The organism is Anaeromassilibacillus sp. SJQ-5 (assembly GCF_054108045.1).
On the sequence record NZ_JBPJWQ010000001.1, the window covers coordinates 1,771,947 to 1,790,622 of the forward strand.

Here is an 18,676-nt window from a genome sequence, read left to right on the forward strand (position 1 = left end):
TCCATGCTGCCGACTCCCTTTATTCCGACGACATGCGGCGCAGTCCCCGGTTGATGACAAGCCACGTCCCCACCATGAGGACGAACAGCACCACCGCCACCGCGCAGGCATAGCCCATTTCAAAACGGGTGTATCCGTAGTCGGTCATGTGCAGCAGCACCGTATGGGTCGAATAATCGGTGCTGGGGTTGCCGGTAAGCAGGGCGTTCTGATACCCGACGGCAAAGGCGCTGGAGATGGACAGCACCGCGCCGATGAGCAGCTGCGGCACCATCTGGGGCAGCGTGATATGCCACAGCTCCTGCCACCGGTTGCGCACGCCGTCGATGGCCCCCGCCTCAAAGAGGGAGACATTAAGCTGCTGAAACCCGGCGACGAAGGAGAGAAACCCGGCTCCCATGCTCATCCAGAGGATGACCACGATCACCACAATGGAGTTGTACGCCGGGTCATTGAGCCACTGGATCGGGTCGGCGATAAGCCCCAAACGCAGCAGCAGGCTGTTGAGCATGCCGTAGGAGTCGCCGCTGAATATGTACGTCCAGACCATATAGACGTTGCCCGCCAGGGTCGGGGCGTAAAAAATCAGCATCAGCACCGCGCGCACGCCCCGGGAGGTCTCGCTGAGCAACCAGGCCACCAGGAAGCTCAGCAGGTAGCCCGCCGGGCCCGTGACCAGCGCGTAAAACAGGGTGTTGCCCAGCGATTTGATGAAAATATCGTCGTCCAAAAACAGGGTTGTGTAATTCTGCAGCCCCACGAATCGCGGCAGACGCACCATGTCGAAATCGGTAAAGCTCATCACCACCGAAATGGCGATGGGGATGACCGTAAACACCAAAAACAGAATCAGCCAGAAGGACAGGAGAAAATAGCTGGCGCCGTATTTTCCCAAGAGCCCCTTTGCTTTACCCATGCTCTCTCCTCCCCTCACGGCCGGTCGAGCTGGCGCTGCTTGCGCGCCAGCTCCCCGGCGATATCCGCGTTGTAGCGGTACAGCACATCCCGCGGCGCTTCGTAGCTGTAAACCACCCGACGGAACGCGTTGGTCAGGCAGCGGCCGACGTAATAGGTGGCGGCCGTCTGCTCGACGTCCCAGGCCTGCTCCCAGGCGGCGGTCAGGGTTTCCTTCTCCCCGGACGTCCAGCCAAGCCGGTCGAAGGCCTCCCGGTTGGCCGTGTTGTACCGGGCGGACGCGCCGAGAAGCACCTCGCTCTGCTGCCCGAAAGCGGCTTGGGCGTCCGCGGAAGTCCACCAGTTCACAAACCGATAGGCGTTCTCCTTCTGCGCGGCCCCCTCGATGATAACGGCGCCATTCATGGTGCTGCTCTGCGTGCGGATAATCTGTCCGTCCTTCTGCACGCCCGGCACCGGCGCCATGGCCCACAGGCCGGCGATTTCCGGTGCGGCGGCGGTGAGCTGGTTATATGTCGTGTAGGCGGCGATGCCGATAGGCATCTCCCCCGTGCGGAACCGGTTAAAGAAATCGAAGGTCAGGGGCAGGGAATGCTTGATATAAAACTCTGTCCACTGGGTGAAAGCATCCACGGCCGCCTGCTCGGTCAGGCGGGTGGCGGTCAGCGCCTCGTTGTACACCGCTCCGCCGTTCTGCATAAGCAGCATTTCAAAGACGGCCTGACTTTCGGGAATGCCCGCCTGCAGCTGCTTTTGCTGCAGCTTCTGGAGCACGGCGTAAAAATCGTCCCAGGTCGAAGGGGGACGCAGCCCCTCGTCCTGCAGAATATCGGTGCGATAAAACAGCATGTTGTAATTCTGCGTTTCAGGCATCGCATAAATTCCATCGCCGAAGCGGTAGGCCACGAACGCGGACGGATAGAACTCCTTTTCTCTCTCGGCAAAGCCGTCCATCTCCCGCATATCGGCCAGAGCCCCGCGCACCATCAGGTTGGCCACCAGCTGCTCGGGGACAAACAGCGCGGCGTCCGGCCCTTTGCCCGCGATGACCGCCTGCATCAGCACGTCCCCCGTGCTGACCAGGGACAGCTCCACCGGCACGTGGGTAACACGGGTGAACCGATCGTCGCACAGCCGTTTGATGAGCTGCATCTGATCCCGGCCGGAGGCCACGCCGGAAACCAGCAGATCCCCGGTATTAATCCAAACCTTCAGGGGCTTTTGCCCGCTTACCTCCCCGCCGCTGACAATATAGTCGTCCAAGAAGGAACGCAGGAACACTTCCAGCCGGAAGGTCAGCGTGCGCCAGAAGCCGCCGGAGGCCGCGGCCGGCTCCTCCCCGTCGGGTGACAGGGTGAGATAATCGAGAGTCACCGGCTGCTGATCGAGGCGGAGCATCAGCTCGGCGAGCGCGTCCACCTGCGCCTTATAGCTGTCCAGCCGGTTTTGAATTTTATAGGGGGCCGCCAGGAAGCTGTCCAGCAGCCGGACGGTCTCCTGAAGCACCGCTGTTTCGCTGCCGCCCGTCCCGTCGGAATAGCGATCGATCGCCTCGGCGGTTTCTTCCAGCCCCTGCCGCAGACTGCGAAGGCCAGGCAGCAGATCGGGCAGTTCTTTGTCGAGATAATAGTCCCGGTACGGATCGGGGGATACGCCGGTAACGCTGACGATGGAACGGTAGAGGTCGTTTCCCTGCTTGACCAGTTCCTTGAGACGCAGGGCGCTCTGTTCCAGATGGCTGCCGTTCACCTCGAGGCGCAGGGTGTGCGCTCCTGCCTCCAAATACAGCCGAAACGGCGCACCATCCTTCCCGGCGGGGGTAAAGGTGGCGAAGGATTCGGCATAAGGAAAGCGGACAAGCTCGAATTCCTCGAACGGCACTGCGCCGTCTAGAAGGATCCGCCGCCCCACGCCGAGGCCGCGCAGGCTGTCCTGCGTGTACCGGAAGGATAGGTTGTAGTACCCCGCCTTTTTCACCTCTATGCTCCATTCCAGCCACTGGCCGGCGCGGGCATAGCTGCTCCCGCCAATGAGGTTGAGCAGGATGCGGTCCGGCGCGTTCGGCTGGATGGCGGGAGAGGATTTGTCGTAGGTGGGCAGGATGGAGGAATGGGATTTGGCGGCGGGCAGCTCGGCCTCGACGGAAATGGACTCGTCCGCCGTCTGGGGGTGTCCGGCCGTTTCCTCCCGATACGCGGCATAGGATCGCCGCTCCGGGCAAATCAGCCGGACGGCCCGCACCTGCATGGCCTCCCGCGTCATCGTCAGCCGGATGGTGTAGCTGCCCTTGGTCAGCGGCACCGCCTGCCGCCCGAGGGCGGCGGAAAACCCGGCGGTCAAGGTCTGCTCCCGCGCGACCTCCTCCTGCTCGGGGGTCATCTCATTGCCGCGGTAATCGGTGGCAAACCGGGTCCCAGGACGGATATCCCGCCAGGTGCGGGGAAACTCCAGATGCTGGGCCCAGCGTCCAGCGCCCTCGACGGTGATATCCGCTTCGGGGCTGGCGGTTCGGCCCTTTGCCGGCGTGTAGTCGATTTCCAGCACATACGCCCCGTCCTCCGGCGCCTCGGTCTGAAACACGGCGCTTTCCCCTTCCCGCAGCTCCTTGGCCGGGGAGGCGTCCGCCGCCCTGGCGGGAAGCCTCGCGCCCAGCAGGGCCAATCCGGCGACGAAGCAAAAAAGACGCTTGGTTTTTCTCATAACGGTCTCCTTCTTACCCGACCAGGCCGGTGGTTTCGATGCTGCGGGTGAACTGCCGCTGGAGGACGATGAACAGCACGAGCAGCGGCACGATGCTTGCAATGCAGGCCGCCTGCTCCATCGTGATGATTTTATACGGATCCCACGCCTCTACCGACAGCACCGTTTCCAGAGAAACGCGCAGACTCGCCAAACTCACCGACAGGGTGCGCACGTTGCTCAGATAGGTGGATAACGTGTAAAAATCGCTCCAATACCACACCAGCGTGAACAAAAACGTGATAAGCATGGGCCCCTTGGCGTTGGGCAGCATGATGCGGAAATAGGTGCGCCCGAAGCCGCAGCCGTCCACCATGGCCGCCTGTTCCAGCTCCATGGGCACTCCGCGGAAATACTGCCGGAAAATCAGGATGAACAGCCCGGAGCGGATCCCCTGGCCCAGAAGAGCCAGCAGGTACAGGGTGGAGCGCCGGTCGAGCAGGTTGATTTCTGTGGCCCGGCCGGTTGCGGCCTGGACAATCCCGAAAAAGTCGAAGTCGTGGAACAGCAGGTAATTCGGCAGGTTGGTCATCTGAGGCGGCACCACGATGGTGAAAATTACCACCAGGAACAGCAGCCCCCTGCCCTTGAACGGAAAACGGGCGAAGCCGTACCCCGTCAGGGCGCAGACAAACACCTGTATCACCGCGCAGCCCAGGGCGATTTCGGTCGTGTTCAGCATGGCGGTGCCGAAGCCGAGCTGCTCAAACACCACACGGAAATTATCGAGCGTGAAATGCTTCGGGATCCAGACAACCGACATATCGTACATATCCGCCCCCGCGCGCAGCGACATGCTGAGCATATACAAAAGCGGATATAAAATGACGAAGGTCATACCTAAGAGGAAGAAAAAACGCACCGCCGACCAGACCGCCCGCCCCAGATAATACAGGGGCGAGGAATCGGCGTTCGCGTAGGACGCCCGCTTGTTCTTAACCATGACGGGCCCTCCTCTCCCGGCGGGGAGCATCGTCCGCCCCCCCATAGCGGATAAACCGCGACGTAATGAACAGCAGAACGGCCAGGCACAAAAGAATAGCACCGAAGTAAATCCAGGACATGGCCGCCGCATAGGAATAGCGGAAATTGTTGTAAGCGTTGTCCGTGATGTATTTCATCACGGCATTGTCGTACCCGATAAAATGGTCGATGGCCGAATAGACGAGGCCCACCAATATGTAAGGCGAGACAGCTGGGAAGGTCACCTTCCAGAACGCCTCCCAGCCGGTGGCCCCCTCCACCTGCGCCACCTCGTAGTGGCTCTGCGGAATGGTCAGCAGCCCCATGAGGAATACCAGAATCTGCACGCCGCTGCTCCAGACCAAATCCGACACGTTGGCGATCATGCCGCCTACGGTATTCACCAATCCCTCGGGCAGCCCCGCGTCCAGCAGCTGCCGGGTCAGCAGGGCCGCGCTGAAGATGTTGGTGGCCGAATCGCCACCTACCACCACCGTGGTCAGGCTGGTCTTGATGATGGAGGAAATGACGCCCGTGGTGACCAGCACCGGCAGGAAAAATATCAGGCGCATGAAGCCGCGCCCTTTGAATTTCTGATTGAGGACAATGGCCACAAACAGGCTGAATATCAGGATGACCGGCACACGGTACAGCATATCCAGCAACGTGGCGGTGAACTTCTGCGGAAACAGGGCGTCGCCCTGGAAGGCGGTGCGGTAGTTTTCCCACCAACCACCCTCCAGGGGTGCAAACATGGAGCCCTGCTCCTGCATGAACTGAAAATCCGTCACCGAATACCGCACGAGGCTGATAAGCGGCTGAATAAAGAACAGCACGATGCCGCACAGCCAGGGGGCAATAAACACCCAGCCGGCAATCGCCCGCTTTTTCTCAATGGTTCTCTGCTTCATCGTCCCGCTCCTCTTCCGGATTTAGATAATGCTTACTGTATCCTGCCGCTTGCGGCCGCGTTTATTGGGCGTTCAGCAGACATTAGATAACCGGCACCTCGCATAAAAGCGTACGGCCGTGTGCAAACGGCTCGGTGTTGCCCATCCGGGCGCCGGTTCCCATGGAATTGCGCAGGTAAAACGCCAGAGTGTAGGTTCCTTTTGCCTCCGGCAGAGGGATAGACGCTTCCACCGTATGGGTCAGCAGGCGGGCGTCGCCATAATCCTCGGGATTCCGGCTGTGCCAGGTCAGGGGGGCGCCTGCCGGTGTTTCGGAAATCAGCCCGCCCTCGCTGTCCAGCAGGGCAAAGCCGCTTTCTTCCATACCGAACGGAACCGAGAAGCCATAGTTCACCAGTTCCAGCCGCGCGTGTATGCGGCCGCCGGATACCGCCTCCCCCGTCAGGGTCAGCCGCCGCAGCTCCAGCTTATAGCCGAGATAGTCCCGCGTATAATCGAACACCTGGCGCTCGACCGGGCCGCCGTCCGCCTTTTGGAACCAGCCCGGCGCGTACAGCAGGCCGTGAGCGTCCAGCCACTCGGGCGTCAGCGCGGCTTCCTTCCAGTACTGCATAGAGAGCTTCTTCTCCGGCCCCAGCTCCCGGTAATTGTGATGGACACTCAGGGAATTGAAGCGATGCTCGCTGAGCTCCCGGATAACGCCATACCCGTCGATCATAAAGCCGTCCCGGTCGTTGAAATGCTCATTGAGCGACCAGGTGCCCCAAAACAGTTCGCCGTCAATCGGGACATAGGGCGACTCCCTGGTGATCTGCATCCAGTCGGGCTTGCCAGGGTCCACGCCGTCGGTGCCCCGTCCCATCTGCTCCGGTTCCACATAGCCGAAGGTGCTGTCGATGTTGAAGCCGAGGCGGCGGTAGAGCGGATCGGCCTTATCCAACAAGTTTTTATATGTAGGTATGCGAATCTGCAAAAAGAGTTCGGAGGGCGCCATCTCGCCGATGGCGTGAAGCAGCCTGAGCCGGTCGTGCTCCATCTTGTAGCTGTGCCATTCGCCCCAGGCGCCCAGAAAACCCGATTGCACCAGATGGATGAGAGCCCGGTTCTTCTCGAGCAGGGGCTTCAGCTGGCGCATATGCGCCAGCATGATGTCGTCCGCCGCCTCGCCGGTGCCGTCCCCATCTCCTTGATAGGCAAAGCGCACCAGCAGCTTGAACCCCAGCTCCCGGGCTGTGTCGAAATACCGCTGTATCCGGTTCATGCCGACTTCCGGGATCACCGGGACGGTCTTGTAGTTGGTCAGATAAAAATAGACCTGAGCCAGCTGGGGGGATTCCGGCGCATAAAACGCGGCCTGCTCCCGCAGCATGTCGGCGGGATCCTCATGCTCCCGCTGCTTATCGTCCTTCCGGTTGCCCACGTTGCACCAGGTTTCCATCCGGAAGCCCCGATCCGGATTTTTCAGCAGGGCCTCGTCTCCCTCGCTAGTGATGGGATGAAACAGAATGGTGGTTTCCATCGCGGTCACGCCTTTCTTATTTGCCGATAGTGCGGATGATGGAACTGTCGAGTATGCTCTTCATGGAAGCCGCCATTTCCTCCGCAGGCTTGAATTCGGACACAAGTCCGCCCCAGAATTCCACGCTGTAGTTGCTCCAGCCGCTGAGAGAATCCAAGCGGGAGGTCACCTGCGTGGCGTTTTTCAGATAAGCGTCGATGATGGCCTTATGCTCGTCGGACATAGATTTCCGGCGGAATTCCACCGCATCCGGATGGTTCTGCTTCTCCCCCTCGATGGAACGGCGCAGGCTGAAATAGTTCCAGGCCATGCCGCCCACCGGGTTTTTGCATTTGGCCGGCACATAGGAGGCGGTGGTGTTGCTCGGAGCGTATACCTTGTCGGCGTTCGGGCCCTTGGGCACCGGAACGACGCCGATTTCATCCTTCATGGTTTTGTAATAGTCGTACTGCCCGATGGCGTTCCAGGGCCGCTCTGCCAGCATGGCCACCTTGCGGGACTTGAATTCGGTGTAGCCGCCCATGGACGCGTCGCAGGAGCCGTCCTTGCACAGATCTTTAAGCAGGTTAAGCCCCGCCAGAGCGTTCGGGGTGTCCACAGCCGAGACATACCGCCCTTTGCCGTCAGGGGCGATGATGTTGCCGCCGTTGGCCAGCACGAACAGCTCGCGGTACCAGGTGGCGAAGCCGTAGCACTTGACGGTGGTGTTGTCCTTTTCATACAGGGTGGCTTTTTTGGCGGTTTCCCGGAATTTGGCGAAATCCCATTTGCCCTGCTGATAAAGCTTGTAAGGGTCTTCGATGCCGTTTTCCTGGAACAGCGTTTTGTTGTAATAAATGAAGAACGTGCTAATGCCGTAATCGGGCACCGCGTAAATCTTGTCCCCGATGGAATACTGCTTGAGAATCGAGGGATTCCAGTTCCAATACGGATCCGACGTGTCCATGTACTTGTTCAGGGGCTGGGCGATGTTGCCGTACATGAAATTCAGAGCAGAGGCGTCGGTCATGACCGCCGAATCGGGCGGATTGCCCGCGGCAACCCGCTGCGCGATTTTGGCGTTGTATTCCGCCCATCCCATCGTCTCGTACTTGATGGTGATGCCGTATTGCTTGGTGAACTCCGCCGCCACCTTTTTCTCGTTGTCGGACAGGCTCCCGCCGTAGAACAGCAGGATGGAGGAGCCCCTGGCGCTTTCAAACATGGTGTCCTGCTTGGTCTTGGTATAGGTCATGGGCTTGGCCGTGGTGGTGGTCACCTTCTGGGTGGCCTTGGTTTTCCCGTCCTCCGGTTTTTGCGTGATGGGAGAGGTCGGCGTGTCGTCCGGCACTAGGATATCGCCGTCGGAGGAAACCGCGCTGTTCTCCCCCGTGGGGACGGGGCCGGTTTCTCCCGTGGAGGCGGTGAGATCGCTGCCGACCGGCGACTTTTGGCCTCCACAGCTCGTCAGCCCGCCGACTGCCAGCAGACCGCACAGCAGGGCCGCCACTATTCGTTTGCTCATGCACACTCTTCCTTTCGCTGCCGCCCGGACGCATCCACTCCGGGTCAGCCGATTTCGATGGTTTCCAGGATATTGTACCCGTTCTCGAACGGAATGTCGTTGGCCAGCTGCGCGCCGACGCCCAGAGGGTTTTTCAGATAAAACGCCAGCTTATACCGGCCTGCCTTGTCAGGCAGGGGGCAGTTTGCCGTCACCTTGTGGGTGAGCAGCTTCCCGTCGTTGTAATTGGTGGGGTTGCGGCTGTGCCAATCGGTGGGCGTGCCCGCCTTGACGGTTTTGACCGGGTTGTTGTTCTCGTCCAGGATAGCGAAGCCGCTTTCCAGGTTATAGGGGGCGGAGAAACCGTAGTTGTTCAGCGACAGCTCCGCCTTGACGCTGCCCTTTTTCTCCAGCTTGCCGCTGGCCTTCCAGTCTGTACCCACCAGCCGGTAGCCGAGATAATCCCGGATGAAATCGAACACGGTGCGGGAAACCGCCTGGCCCGCGCTGTCCTTAAACCAGCCGGGCGCGTAGAATATGCCGTTGTTTTTCAGCCACTGCTCGGTGATGGCCGTCTCCTGCCAGTACTGCATGGAATACTTGTGTTCAAACCCGTCCTCGTGATAGTTGTGGTTGATGCTCAGCGACGTGAACCGGTGCTGACTGAGCTGCTCGATGACCTTGAAGCCGTCGAGCAGAAAGCCGTCGCTGTTGCCGTCCTGGTTGATCGACCATTTGCCCCAGAACAGTTCCCCGTCGATCGGGATGTACGCCGCCTCCCGGGTCACCTGATCCCAGTCGGGCTTGCCGACATCCACATTGCCGGTGCCAAGCCCCGCCTGGCTGCCGGTGACGGTGCCGAACAAGCTGTCGTTGTGATAGCCTAGACGGCTGAAGATGGGGTCGGCTTTGGGAATCAAATTTTTGTATTCCGGTATGCGGATTTGCAGATAGATGCCCTTGGGCGTCATGTTCGCCACCTCGCGGATGAGCCGCACCCGGTCGTGCTCCATCTTATAGCTGTGCCACTCGGCCCAGGCGCCCAGGAACCCCATCTGCACGACATGGATGACATCCTTGTTCTTTTCCAGTAGGGGCCCTAACTGCTTGATATGGCTGAACATAACCGAATCGGGCGCCTCGTTCAGCCCCTCTCCGCCATTTTGATAGGCGAAACGCACCAGCAGCCGGATTTTCAGCTCGCGAGCATAGTCGAAATATTCCTGCATCCGCTTCATCCCGTATTCCGGGATGGTGGGCGTGTTGTTATAGCCGGAGAGGTAAAAATAAATCTGCGCCAGCTGCGGCGTTTCCGACATGTACATTTCCATTTGCGCCTTGAGCCGGGAAGTCGGATCCATCTGGGAGCTCCAGTGGCGATCCGGATCGTTGAGGTTGGAAACGTTGAGATAGGTTTCATAACGGAAGCCGCGGTCGGGGTTGCCGAGCATGGAGCGATCCATCTCGCTGCTCCCCTCCTTCAGCTTCCGGCTGACGTTCAGCGTTTTGGTGGGAATCGGCGCCGGGCGGGCCGTGGTCGCTTTGGTGCCGCCTGACGCGGACGTGTCGGTTTCCGCCGTGGTGCCCGCGCCGGATTCCTGCGCGGACGGGGCCGTTGTCTGTGCCGTTCCTTCCGTCTCCGCGGCGCTGCCGGCCGATGAACCCCCGCTCACGGGGGTTCCCGGCCGGCTGCATCCGGAAGCGCAGGAAGCCAGCAGCACGGCGCACGTCAGTCCGGCGAGCCATTTCCTGTAAGGCTTCATGTTTCCTCCAATTACTATCGGTCCTGTTTTTTCCGAAGAAGGATGACCGCCGCGGCAGCCAGGGCCGCCAAGGTCACAGCGCCGGCGGCCGCCGGTACGCCGGTGGGCGGGATCGGATCTCCGCCGTCAGAGGGCGTCCCGCCCCCGCTTTCCGAGGAATCGGGATCCGGCGCGGGGACCGGGTCGGCAGAATCAGCAGTCATAAATCGCTGATAGCCGAAGATGTCCGTCACGCCGTCAAACGCGTCCAATACACTGACCACAACGTAATACCGCATGGAAGCGGACAGGCCGCTGACAGTCAGCGAGGTGTCGGTGGTCTTCTGACTCGCGGCGCAGACGTATTTGATGGAAATGCCGTCGCTGGCCGCCTCGGTGCGGAAAACATCCACCCGGTAAGCCGCGGCGCCGTCCACCGCATCCCAGCTCAGCTTCACGCTCGTATCGGTCAAATCCGCCTCGCCCACCTCATGGACGGTTTTGTCCAGAGTAGCCTCGGGGATGTCGTCGAACACCTCGCCGATTTCCGGCCCCTTCTCCAGGAGATCCTCCCGAGTGGCAGGGGCGCCGGTGGCCAGATTATACACGTCGCAGCCGTTCAGGCTCATCAGGATGTCCTTCTGCCCCATGTCGGTGACGGCATACATGGCGTCGAGATAACACGCCCCCGCGTCTCCGCCCACCGCGTGGAAAGCGAAATGGGCACTAATCAGGCTCCTGTTTTCCAGATCCTCTGTGATGGGGGCCACCGTCATATCTTTCAGATCGTAAAGGATATAACCTTCAAAGTTGGCAGGCAAAACCAGAATGTTGCCGTCGGCACTGGGCGCCGTGGCCCACTTTTTCGCGCCCTTTTCCAGGATTTTCACGGTTTTTCCGTCGCCGAGCTTGGTGTATTTCACTCCGCCGTCGCCTTCGCTGTACAGCGTCATCTGAAGACGGGAGCGTTCGGTATCCTCCTTATGCGGGGCGGCGCATTTGACATAGAACATGATGCCCTTCACGCCTTTTGCCTGCGTATGCTTAGGAAAATAGATTTCATAAAACGGGCCGCCGTCCCGGAAGCCGCCCTGCGTCGGGCCGTCCAGCTTCAGCGACGGGCTTTTCTCGATGCCTCCCACCTGAGGCGCGATGGTGGCGTCGAGATCCTTCAGGTAATAGCTTTTCAGGCCGCCGCTTTCCATCAGATCCGCGCCCTCGGCATAGGCGTTGAAGCTTTGCAGAACCCGGCCCTTCATAGCCGCGTCCAGCAGGGTGTCGTCCACCTTGTCCACTGTTTTTCCATTGGTCAGAAAACGCGGCGTCTCCTCGCTGCCGAGCAAGGCGGTGACGCTGTCGCTGTCCTCGGTGATGCCGTAAATGGCGTTGACCACCGCCGGGCCGCACACCTCGCCGCCCATGCTGCGGTATTTGAAGGTCGTGGATTCAAACCGACCGGTCATGGCGGCTCCCCCGCCGTCGGTGCCGGCTGTATTGCCCAACTCGCTGAGCTTGACCTTTATGTATCCCTCGAAGCCGTTGGGCAGATCCACAAATCCCTCGCTCGCCTTAAGTGTCTGCCATTCCGTGCCGTTTTTATCGAGGATCCGAACGTCCGCGCTCCCCAAATTCGGCCACGCCATCGCCTCGTCTTTGATAGCGTATTGACCGATGAACAGGCGGGAGTAGTATTCCCCTTCCCGGTTGCCGGGATGGTTGGCGGCGTCGAGGTTCGGTATAGCGGCGGATTTGTTGACCGGCATCTTTACATACGCCATCCAGCCGGTCAGACCCGTCAAATCGTTGGAGCCTTGATAAAACACCTCGAAGCTGGTCTCTTTGCTTTCAGAGAAGCCGGTCTGCTCTTCAGAATCAAAGGTCGCCGCATTGGCCGCGCCGAGCGCCCCCAGGGATTCCGACAATTTTGCCGTCGCCGGGCCGTTTACTTGCACCTTATACTCACCGGAAACACCGATGTCGTCGCCGACCGCTTTCCCCTCATAGCTAAAGCCCTGCATCAGCCTCAGCTTCATCGGCGCCGGCGCCTGTTCGTCCGCAGCCGACGCTCCCAGGGACAAGCCCCCGCACAGCGTTGTGCACAATACCGCCGCCGCGGCCGCCATGGTTAGCATGCGTTTCATTTCACCCAAAACCCCTTTCCTGTTTTATGCAAATAGTTTGACATGAGGCGTTGCGAAACTTTACATATAGCTTATCACCCTCTCAAATTTTACATCATGTTGGCTTTCGATGATGATTTACACATTAATTTTACATCATTTTTCTATTTTGTCAACCTATTTTTTCAATTTAATTAGAATAACTTCTTTTTATTTCGATAATTTGTCAATAAAATTGCAACAAATCTTTTAATATTACATTTCGTTTTTTGAAAATGTAAAAAATGTAAACTTTTAATTCAAAGAAAATTCCAGTTCTCTCGTTGGAACATCGACGTTCCTCGAAGCATTCATAAAACTCACAATTGACATTTAGGAACAAAAAATGTAAAATAATAAGCACAGAAAGGCATGCGGTAGCACTCCCATACGCGGTCAGCAATTGGATCGGAGGAGGATTCCATGGAAAAAGTAACGCAAGAAACCATAGCGGAGCAGCTGCATCTATCTCGCAACACCGTCTCCAAAGTGTTCAATGGGATCCCAGGCGTTAAGGAGAAAACGCGGGAACGCATCTTGGAGCAAGCGCGGCTGCTCGGGTATACCCATCCCCTCCTCGGCAATGCCGGAGGACCGCCGGATGAAAACACGCCCGTCTCCAAATCCACTGAGTCCCGGCCGACGGCCGAACTTCGCTACGATATCGCTTTTGTCTGCTACCAAAAATCCATCAGCGACTTTTTTTGGATGCCGATTATTTTAAACCTTGAACGTACGCTCAGCCAGCACGGGTGCACCATGCGCTTTGTTGTCATAGGTCTCGAACACGAACAGACCATGTCGCCTCCCGGCGCGCTTTTGAACAACCCGCCCGACGGTATCGTGATGGCCGGCCTGTTTCAAAGCGAATATTATAAGAGTATAAGCTCCCTGGGGATTCCCCTCGTCACCTTTGACATCTCGTCCGACTTGTTCCATTGCAACCGAATGTGCGATGTGATTATGGTGGAAAACCTAGGTGCTTCTTACCAGCTGACCCGTCACTTGATAGAAGCCGGGCATACCCGCATCGCTTTTGCCGGCAACAAGGATTCGTGTCAGAGCTTTTTTGAACGCTGGCAGGGTTATCACCTGGCCATGCAGGAATCTCCTCTCACCCGTGCGGGGGAAATCACCCTGCACTTCAATCTCGAGGGCGCGGATTTTCGGGGCAAGGAATACTATACGACGGACGAGTTCTACGAGCAGCTCAAGAGCATGCCCAAGCTGCCGACCGCCTTTGTCTGTGGAAACGACTATATCGCCAGCAATGTCATCAAGCTAAAGGAACCGCCGTATCGGCTGTATGATCAGGTGGCGGTCACCGGCTTCGACAACACCTCCGAACTGATAGCGTCCATCCCCTCCTGTTCCACCGTGGATATCCATTCCACCGAAATCGGCCAGATGATGGGCGAGCAAATCCTCTGGCGGCTGCAAAACCCGAAAAGCAGCTGGCGCTGCCTGCGCCTGGACAGCGCGGTTATCATTAAATAAACGTGCCTTAGTGCCGTGTATCAGACAAAAAAGTAACGCCAACCAGACGGTTGGCGTTACTTTTTACGTGAGAGAACCATTAGGACTTATACCCCCAGGCTCTTTACCCAAGCAGTCACTTCTTCCGCGGAAGCGTCGCTGTCCATCCTTTTGCCGGGCAGAAAGCGGGCGGCGGGACAAACGCCTTTGAGCACATCAACTGTCCGGCCCATGCCGCTGCCGCCGGAGGTGGCAAAAGGAATCACCGTCTTACCGGAAAAATCATAGCTTTCCAAAAACGTTTTTACAATGGTGGGGGCGACATACCACCAGATGGGAAAGCCCACAAAAACGGTGTCGTAGCCGCCCATGTCCGGCACCTTTCCCGCAATCGCCGGGCGGGAAGCGGGGTCGTTCATTTCGAGGCTGGAGCGACTGTGTTTGTCGTTCCAGTTGAGGTCGGCGGATGTGTATGCCTGCTCTGGCACGATCGCATAGAGGTCTCCGCCAGCCGCCTGTGCCAAGGTCTTTGCCAGCCGGGCGGTTTCCCCGCTCGCGGAAAAATAAGCCACTAAGGTTTTACTCATGTAACCGTCCCCCATTCTAAACGGGTTTTTTGTCTTCGCCGCTTTCCTCCTTGGGACGGCGAAGCTGCCGCTCCTTGACCATCAGCCCCTGGCCGTAGCGATCGATCTTATCGTTGAGCCGCTCCAGGGAGGCCTGCATGTCCTCCATCCGGGCGATCAGCTGATTCCGCTGCTCGATTAAAAGGGCCTTGCGGGCATCTATCGTCTCATCTCCCCGCTGGAACAGCGCCACATACTCAATGAGCGCTTCGATCCCCACGCCGGCGGCGCGCATGCACTTCATTAGCTCAATCCAGCGGCAGGACTCCTCATCATAGTCACGGATGCCGCTTTTGTTCCGGGGCACCGGCGGAATCAAGCCGATACGCTCGTAGTAGCGCAGAGTGTCGGCGCTGATGGCATACCGCCTGCTCACTTCGGCAATGGTCAAGCCTATCCCCCTCTTTTTGTAAATCGTTGTCGTAGAAACCGGTACCTCACAGGCACATGGTAAAGATTTTTTCAATATCGCTCTGCCGGAGAGGCTTGAAGCCGGCCAGGACGCCGTCCTCGCAGGCTTTCTTTGCCATCACCGGGAAGTCCTCCGCCCGAATGCCCACCTCGGTAAAGGTGCGCGCCAGTCCCAGTGTATCGAAAAGAAACGCGGAGAGCTCATCGATGGCCTGCTTGGCGATGTTCATGGGCGGCAGTCCGGCGTCGATGCCGAATACCTCCACGCCGAACTGCACATACTTGGAAACCGTGGTCTCGTCCAAACAATAGGTCAGCCAACGGGGCGTCAGGATGGCCAGTCCCAGACCGTGTGTGATGTCGTAGATAGCGGACAGCTCGTGCTCCATGGGATGGCAGCTCCAGGCCTGCTGCTTGCCGCCGTTCACAAAGCCGTTGATGGCCCAGCTGGAAGTCCACATCAGGTTGGCGCGCGCCTCATAGTTTTCCGGCTCCCGCAGGGCGATGGGGGTGTACTTGATGACGGTCTTCATCAGCCCCTCCATAAAGCAGTCCAGCATATACAGATCCGGCTCCAGGTTGAAGTAGACCTCCAGAATGTGGCTCATAATATCCGCTGCGCCGCAGGCCGTTTGATAGGGACTGACCGTATAGGTGTTGGTGGGATCGAGGAAAGAAACCTTGGGCAGCAACGGCGGCGCGAGACGGCCGATTTTATCCTGGGTCTCGGGGTTGCTGATGACGCCGCCCGTGTCCATTTCCGAGCCGGTGGCGGATAGGGTCAGCACCGTCACAATGGGGAGCGCCCTCTCGATGGGCGCCCATTTGCTAAAAAAATCCCAAGGGTCAAAATCCACGCAGGCCCCGGCGGCGATGTACTTCGTCGCGTCGATGGTGGAGCCGCCGCCTACCGCCAGCAGCACGTCGATGCGTTCCTTTTTGCAGAGTTCCGCGCCGGCCCGCACGGAATCGATACGGGGATTCGGCTCGATGCCGGAAAGCTCGAAGAGGGTGAGCCCCGCCGCCTTGACCTCGGCCGCCACCGCGTCGTATAAGCCGGACTTTTTGATGGAACCACCTCCGTAGGTCAGCAGTACCCGCTTGCCGTATTTGGCCAGCTCCTCGCCCAAATGGCTAAGCTGATGTTCACCGAAATAGACCTTGGTAGGAATGTCATAAATAAAACTGTTCATTCTAGAATCTCCTTTTCCTGTTTTATTGGTTCCCCGCTGCCTCGTTCACGCACCGAAGCGCGTTCAGGCTGCGGGGATAACCGATATAGGGCAGACACTGGGATATGGCGTCGATAAGAAACCGTTTATCGTTTCCCAGCCGCAGATTGGCGGCCGCGTGGCTGGTCAGCTGCGGCTCGCATCCGCCCTGGGCGGCGAGAAGGCACAGGGTGATCAGTCCCCGCTGCCGGAGATCCAATCCCTTGCGAGTATACCAGTCGCCGAAACAGTTCTCCGCCTGCCACCGCTTGAGGTGACGGCTTTTCTCTTCCCCGGACCGCCAAAAATCCCGCATGCCTTCGCCGAAAATATCCACCTGGGCCTGCACGCCCGCCTCGAGACGGGTCTCCCGCGTCGTGGTGGCTGCCCCTTCCAAGGGCAATGCGATCCCCTGCGCAGTCAGCGTTTCATTGACAGCTCTCATAAAAGGGAAAACCCGCCCGAAGCCTAAGTAGGCGGTGGCCTGGTATACGATTTCCTTAATCTCCGCCGGTGTGACGCCAACGCGTAGCGCGACGGGCAGCATCTCCGTAAACGCCTCGACTCCCTGACACCCAAGCAACGCAGCCAAAATAACATGGAATCGCGTGTGTTCGTCTAGGCTCCCCTGATGGGCTGCCTCATCAAAAGCAAAAGCTGCCAAACCTCTCGACGAACTCTGGGTCCGTTCTCAACAACTCCGCAACAAAGCCAGCGTCCCTTATGGTATCGGAGAATACCAACTTAAAAACCTCTTTTCTCATCGACGTTATCTTTAGCTTAGCACTTGGAGTACACTCCAAGTCAAGCGCAAATTTTAAATTCACGCTCCCCGCGGGGATACGACCACAGGCCGAGCGTGATAAAACCGTCGCAACCAATATTTCAATCCACGCTCCCCGCGGGGGGAGCGACACGGAACCGTCCTTCTTTCGCCATCCTATCATAGGTATTTCAATCCACGCTCCCCGCGGGGGGAGCGACGCGAGAAATTATCGTTCCTTATGCGCCCCTTTTGATTTCAATCCACGCTCCCCGCGGGGGGAGCGACATTTTGGGTCAATTGCCAAAGAGTTTGATTTGCCTATTTCAATCCACGCTCCCCGCGGGGGGAGCGACTGCTACAGGAAATCGGGGTGATGTAATGCGGACGGATTTCAATCCACGCTCCCCGCGGGGGGAGCGACCGCGGTAATGTTGTTTTTCCAACAATTCTGTATTTATTTCAATCCACGCTCCCCGCGGGGGGAGCGACTTGCAGACCCATCTATATTTGACGAGAGCCGCGGAATTTCAATCCACGCTCCCCGCGGGGGGAGCGACCAAAGCAGTTAGCCTTCATGCAGCGGCCGGAGTATATTTCAATCCACGCTCCCCGCGGGGGGAGCGACAAGTTTGTGTATGACCCTGGAGAGGTCGTGCAGTCGATTTCAATCCACGCTCCCCGCGGGGGGAGCGACGTCTCCCATGTCGCGCTGAATGTCCTTGATTGCCTGGATTTCAATCCACGCTCCCCGCGGGGGGAGCGACTTTAATTTAACCAACAAACAGGCAAAAGTTCTGGACATTTCAATCCACGCTCCCCGCGGGGGGAGCGACCCCTGGACTGATTGACCATCACTAAGGAGGAAACCAAATTTCAATCCACGCTCCCCGCGGGGGGAGCGACAATGCCAACCTGGACATTTACTTCTTCTTCGTCCCATTTCAATCCACGCTCCCCGCGGGGGGAGCGACTGATGTCAATTCATCAGCACGACAAGGACGCAAGGATTTCAATCCACGCTCCCCGCGGGGGGAGCGACACCATTTTGTTATTTCCTCCATTTCTTTTTGATTGATTTCAATCCACGCTCCCCGCGGGGGGAGCGACCATCATCAAGCTATCGATTCACGAGCAACACCAGTCATTTCAATCCACGCTCCCCGCGGGGGGAGCGACCCGACGTTAGGCCACAGTACACAAGCTGTCCAGGGCATTTCAATCCACGCTCCCCGCGGGGGGAGCGACGGGCACAGGCCGATAAGGCATTCCGGGAACTAGACTACATTTCAATCCACGCTCCCCGCGGGGGGAGCGACGGGCACAGGCCGATAAGGCATTCCGGGAACTAGACTACATTTCAATCCACGCTCCCCGCGGGGGGAGCGACGATACCCCGCTGGGGCGGGTGGTATCCATCAGGGCAGATTTCAATCCACGCTCCCCGCGGGGGGAGCGACCAGACTTATCAAATGCAACAGCTGCAACCATCAACATTTCAATCCACGCTCCCCGCGGGGGGAGCGACCTTCCAGTGTTCCCAAACCAGTCGGTTCGGTACGAAGATTTCAATCCACGCTCCCCGCGGGGGGAGCGACCGCACTCAGTCCATCATTGACAAGCGTTTCAAGATTTCAATCCACGCTCCCCGCGGGGGGAGCGACCTGCATGTTCGTTCCTCCTTCTTTTTGGGCTTATATATTTCAATCCACGCTCCCCGCGGGGGGAGCGACTGTTTGCGATGAGTTCCAGGTCAGG

At 58.6% G+C, this 18,676-nt stretch carries 14 protein-coding genes, 1 pseudogene and 1 CRISPR repeat array (1 of these 16 running past the window's edge); of the genes and pseudogenes, 2 read left to right on the forward strand and 13 right to left on the reverse strand.

All coding sequences use genetic code 11. The features are described 5' to 3' along the window. Window positions 1-19: 19 nt before the first annotated feature. The 7 genes from ACSAMM_RS07595 to ACSAMM_RS07625 form a co-directional block, all read right to left on the reverse strand. Entirely contained in the window at window positions 20-916 is an 897-nt protein-coding gene (locus ACSAMM_RS07595) for an ABC transporter permease subunit (protein WP_178723353.1), read from the reverse strand. Between the two features lie 14 nt (window positions 917-930). Continuing rightward, entirely contained in the window at window positions 931-3,615 is a 2,685-nt protein-coding gene (locus ACSAMM_RS07600; protein WP_457790849.1) for an extracellular solute-binding protein, read from the reverse strand. Window positions 3,616-3,628: 13 nt separating this feature from the next. Further along, window positions 3,629-4,597 (reverse strand): carbohydrate ABC transporter permease, encoded by a 969-nt coding sequence (locus ACSAMM_RS07605; RefSeq protein ID WP_457790851.1) that lies wholly within the window; start codon window positions 4,595-4,597, stop codon window positions 3,629-3,631. Continuing rightward, a complete protein-coding gene (locus tag ACSAMM_RS07610) occupies window positions 4,590-5,528 on the reverse strand; it encodes a carbohydrate ABC transporter permease (protein WP_457790853.1) in 939 nt (312 codons plus the stop codon). The genes ACSAMM_RS07605 and ACSAMM_RS07610 overlap by 8 nt, the downstream gene beginning before the upstream one ends. An 82-nt stretch (window positions 5,529-5,610) precedes the next feature. Then, complete coding sequence (locus ACSAMM_RS07615; protein ID WP_178723360.1) at window positions 5,611-7,047, reverse strand: DUF4874 domain-containing protein; 1,437 nt, start codon at window positions 7,045-7,047, stop codon at window positions 5,611-5,613. A gap of 16 nt (window positions 7,048-7,063) precedes the next feature. Continuing rightward, complete coding sequence (locus ACSAMM_RS07620) at window positions 7,064-8,551, reverse strand: ABC transporter substrate-binding protein (RefSeq protein WP_457790855.1); 1,488 nt, start codon at window positions 8,549-8,551, stop codon at window positions 7,064-7,066. A gap of 44 nt (window positions 8,552-8,595) precedes the next feature. Further along, window positions 8,596-9,993, reverse strand: coding sequence for a DUF4874 domain-containing protein (locus ACSAMM_RS07625; RefSeq protein WP_178723364.1), 1,398 nt, complete (start codon window positions 9,991-9,993; stop codon window positions 8,596-8,598). Between ACSAMM_RS07625 and ACSAMM_RS07630 the strand changes: the two genes are divergently transcribed. Beyond that, window positions 9,980-10,285 (forward strand): hypothetical protein, encoded by a 306-nt coding sequence (locus ACSAMM_RS07630; protein WP_457790857.1) that lies wholly within the window; start codon window positions 9,980-9,982, stop codon window positions 10,283-10,285. The two genes, ACSAMM_RS07625 and ACSAMM_RS07630, sit on opposite strands and share 14 nt — an antisense overlap. 22 nt (window positions 10,286-10,307) lie before the next feature. Here the strand turns inward: ACSAMM_RS07630 and ACSAMM_RS07635 are convergent, their stop codons facing one another. Continuing rightward, a complete protein-coding gene (locus tag ACSAMM_RS07635; protein WP_457790859.1) occupies window positions 10,308-12,413 on the reverse strand; it encodes a fibronectin type III domain-containing protein in 2,106 nt (701 codons plus the stop codon). A gap of 441 nt (window positions 12,414-12,854) precedes the next feature. Here ACSAMM_RS07635 and ACSAMM_RS07640 point away from each other — a divergent pair, with 441 nt between their 5' ends. Next, window positions 12,855-13,928, forward strand: coding sequence for a substrate-binding domain-containing protein (locus tag ACSAMM_RS07640; RefSeq protein WP_178723371.1), 1,074 nt, complete (start codon window positions 12,855-12,857; stop codon window positions 13,926-13,928). Between the two features lie 86 nt (window positions 13,929-14,014). On the opposite strand, the gene ACSAMM_RS07645 is transcribed toward ACSAMM_RS07640, so the two are convergent. From ACSAMM_RS07645 to ACSAMM_RS07665, 5 genes and pseudogenes are all read right to left on the reverse strand, one after another. After that, window positions 14,015-14,494 carry a flavodoxin gene (locus tag ACSAMM_RS07645; protein ID WP_457790861.1) on the reverse strand — a complete coding sequence of 160 codons (480 nt, stop codon included), beginning with the start codon at window positions 14,492-14,494 and terminating at the stop codon, window positions 14,015-14,017. A 16-nt stretch (window positions 14,495-14,510) separates the two neighbouring features. Next, entirely contained in the window at window positions 14,511-14,924 is a 414-nt protein-coding gene (locus ACSAMM_RS07650; protein ID WP_178723375.1) for a MerR family transcriptional regulator, read from the reverse strand. Window positions 14,925-14,970: 46 nt separating this feature from the next. Next, window positions 14,971-16,137 (reverse strand): iron-containing alcohol dehydrogenase, encoded by a 1,167-nt coding sequence (locus tag ACSAMM_RS07655; RefSeq protein ID WP_457790863.1) that lies wholly within the window; start codon window positions 16,135-16,137, stop codon window positions 14,971-14,973. Between the two features lie 22 nt (window positions 16,138-16,159). Next, window positions 16,160-16,600: a carboxymuconolactone decarboxylase family protein gene (locus ACSAMM_RS07660; protein ID WP_457792163.1), complete on the reverse strand. Its 441-nt coding sequence runs from the start codon at window positions 16,598-16,600 to the stop codon at window positions 16,160-16,162. Between the two features lie 45 nt (window positions 16,601-16,645). Next, a pseudogene (locus ACSAMM_RS07665) lies at window positions 16,646-16,819 on the reverse strand (carboxymuconolactone decarboxylase family protein); the annotation flags it as partial. Between the two features lie 218 nt (window positions 16,820-17,037). Then, a CRISPR array of direct repeats spans window positions 17,038-18,676; the repeat unit is 33 nt; unit sequence ATTTCAATCCACGCTCCCCGCGGGGGGAGCGAC (it continues 2,851 nt past the right edge of the window).